Source organism: Leucobacter sp. M11, from assembly GCF_035726885.1.
In the GTDB taxonomy this organism is placed as follows: domain Bacteria; phylum Actinomycetota; class Actinomycetes; order Actinomycetales; family Microbacteriaceae; genus JAPFRB01.
The window spans coordinates 30007-31864 of the sequence record NZ_JAPFRB010000006.1; the positions used below are offsets into that span (position 1 = coordinate 30007).

Genomic DNA, 1858 nt, shown 5'->3' on the forward strand with positions numbered 1-1858 from the left:
GAAGCCCAAGCTGATGCTCTTCGACGAGCCGACGAGCGCGCTCGACCCCGAGCTGGTCGGCGAGGTGCTCGACGTGATGAAGGAGCTGGCGCGGGAGGGCATGACGATGATCGTGGTCACGCACGAGGTCGGCTTCGCCCGCGAGGTTGCCGACCAGGTCGTCTTCATGGACGGCGGCGTCGTCGTCGAGAGCGGCGCCCCTGCCGAACTCATCGATAACCCCCAGCACGAGCGGACGCAGGGCTTCCTGCACAGCGTGCTCTAAGCGAGCGGAGCGGACCGGAGGTCGCGGCGAGGGGAATGCCCCTAGCCGCGGCCTCCGCCGGTTCCGCCCCCGAGCGCCCGCTTCGTGCGCGCGGTCGCCTCGGCGGTCCACGGATCCTCGGGCCAGGGGTGCTTCGGGTAGCGCCCGCGCATCTCGCGCCGCACGTCCTGATACGGCCCGTTCCAGAACGAGGCGAGGTCGTCGGTGATCGCGAGTGGCTTGCGCGCGGGGGACAGCAGATGGAACAGGATCGGCACGCGCCCGTTCACGAGGCGCGGCGTCTCGGCGAAGCCGAAGAGTTCCTGGAGCTTGACCGCGACGACCGGCTTCCCGCCCCCCTCAGCGCTCGCCCCATCGCCGCCCGCGCGCTCCGCGGTGGGTTCGGCGGGGTCCGGGTACTGGATTCGGACCCGGGAGCCGGAGGGCACTGCGAGCTGCTCGGGGACGAGGGCGTCGAGCTGCGCCGCCTCGGGCCAGGGGAGCAGGCGGCGCAGCGCCGGGGTCACATCGATGCTCTGGGGTGCGGACTGCGGGGTGAGCCGGGCGAGGTCCTGCCCGAGCCACGCGTCGAGGTCCGCGAGCAGCGCGGCGTCGTCAACCGCGGGCCACGGGGCGCCGAGTTCGCGGCGGAGCAGACCGAGGCGGGCCCGGAGACCAGCGGCGGCCTCGGTCCAGCGCAGGGCGCCGAGCCCCGCGTCGCGCAGGTGCGCGGCGAAGGCGGGGCCGGTGTCTGAGGCGAGCGGGGGAACCTGCGTGGCGGAGAGCTCAATCGCGCCGAGCGTGCGCCGCTCCTGGGCACGCACCCGGCCACCGACCACCCGCGCCGTCCGCTCCGCGGCCCGCAGCGGCTCCCCGATGCGGAGCGCATCCTCCTCGCTCAGCGGGGCGGCGAGCCGGATCACCGCGCCCGTGCCGTCCGTGGCCCGCCCCGCCGCCCGCTGGACCTCGCGAACCGCGATCCACTCGCTCGACCCGAGGGCGCTGCCCTCGGGGAGCGCCGCGCGGGTGCCGGAGGCGAGCAGGTAGCTTCGGGAATGCTCCCCGGTGCGCCGCGCGAGCCACTCGGGCCGCGCGATCGCCGTGACGATCCCGGCGGCATCCTCGCGGGCGGCGTCCGGGTTCGTGGCCCCGGCATCGGATGCCGCGATCCGCGCGAGACGTTTCGCCTCCGCGCGCCAGCGCTGCGCCCCCGGGGCTCGCCCAGAGCGCAGCTCGCGGAGGAGCCGCGTGAGATCTGCGCCGGGGTCGCGGAAGTCGCCCGAGAACGCGGCAACAACCTCCGCGACGAGCTGGGCATCGCCGAGCTCCGCGGTGCCCGAGAGCAGGGCGCGCGCCTCGCGGACCCCGACGGGCAGGCCGGCGACGCGGCGACCGAGCCCGGTGAGCGTTCCCGCCGCGTCGGTCAGCCCCAGCGCGAAGAGCTCCCGCACGGCCTGAGCGATCGCGGGGGCGGGCGGCGGCGTCAGGAGCCGAAGCCCCGCCCCGCCGGGGGTGCCCCAGGCGGCGAGCAGCAGCGCCGCATCGAGCAGATCGGCGGACAGCATCTCCGGGGGCGCGGCGGCGGGCATCCGGGCAAACTCGGTCTCCGAGTAG

At 75.7% G+C, this 1858-nt stretch carries 1 protein-coding gene and 1 pseudogene; one reads left to right on the top strand and one right to left on the bottom strand.

Annotated features, from left to right (window positions below; genetic code table 11):
* Positions 1-265: pseudogene (locus OOT08_RS17175) on the top strand (ectoine/hydroxyectoine ABC transporter ATP-binding protein EhuA); the annotation flags it as partial.
* A 41-nt stretch (positions 266-306) separates the two neighbouring features.
* On the opposite strand, the gene OOT08_RS17180 reads toward OOT08_RS17175, so the two are convergent.
* The coding region (locus tag OOT08_RS17180) for an ATP-dependent helicase C-terminal domain-containing protein (RefSeq protein WP_325094072.1) at positions 307-1858 on the bottom strand (1552 nt) is incomplete at its 5' end.